The organism is Priestia sp. P5_B4 (assembly GCF_056400385.1).
Genome location: NZ_JBFULJ010001214.1, coordinates 1 through 888, shown reverse-complemented (window position 1 = coordinate 888; position 888 = coordinate 1). Strand labels below are relative to the sequence as shown.

The following is an 888-nucleotide window of genomic DNA, read 5'->3' as shown; positions in this document are numbered from 1 at the left end:
CTCTTGGCACATCGAGAGATAACCTATGTCAAACAGTTAGTGAACATCATCAGCAATTACTTACGTTTGCGAATGCGAGTGGGGCACTTACTGCTTCGGTAAAAGGGGCCATTCAAGCTGCACCAGGAAAACAACATGTACTAAATTTTATTTCTACTCAACGTGAAACAATGAACTTGGTAAAAGGAGCTTCTAAAAGATCCTAATTAATAAACCTTATTATGTTCATTAACTATTGAATAGTATGGCGCAGGTATTCAAAAACTCTATAAATTGGTGATTGATTTGAATAAATGGGTGGGAAAAGTGAAAGGTTATGATCATTTAGGTTACTATATGGGAACTTATCAAGCTGTTATAGAAAAACAAGGGAATTTACTTTATAAGATGACATTGTCTTTTGATGGTATTTATATGCTAAAACAACAGAAAAGAAAATTTCATTTGAAAGATAACATATTTTATAGCTCAAGCTTAGAAGTACTGAAAAGAAAATTTAGAAGTTTAATTCCTCTTGAAAAGAAAACAAAAGTAATATGGATGGAAAAAATTATAGAATTATGATTATGCTATATCAAGTGTTGTATATGAAATAGAGGGTATTAAAACTTGTTCTTTATGAGCAAGTTTCAATACCCTCTATTATATTATTTTTGCTAACTTAAAAGCATATGTCAGCATTTAGTGAGCTTGATCGCACAATGATTAAAGAAAAGCAACAAGCTGGAATTACCATTGCAAAAAGAAAAGGTATTTATAAAGGAAAGAAACCGAAATTTACGTTAAAGCATGAAGGAGTACGGCATGCTATCGAACTACATGAAACCACTAATAAGCCTGTAAAGGAAATCTGTAAAATCACAAATATAAGTGAAGCTACTTTTTATC

The 888-nt window shown here is 31.3% G+C and carries 1 protein-coding gene and 2 pseudogenes; all 3 read left to right on the top strand.

Translation table 11 applies throughout. The annotated features are described in order from the left end of the window. Nucleotides 1–206, top strand: a pseudogene (locus AC1DRF_RS30030) (hypothetical protein); the annotation flags it as partial. Between the two features lie 70 nt (nucleotides 207–276). After that, nucleotides 277–564, top strand: a complete 288-nt coding sequence (locus AC1DRF_RS30025; RefSeq protein WP_427077187.1) for a hypothetical protein — start codon at nucleotides 277–279, stop codon at nucleotides 562–564. Between the two features lie 107 nt (nucleotides 565–671). Beyond that, nucleotides 672–888 (top strand): annotated as a pseudogene (locus AC1DRF_RS30020) (recombinase family protein); the annotation flags it as partial.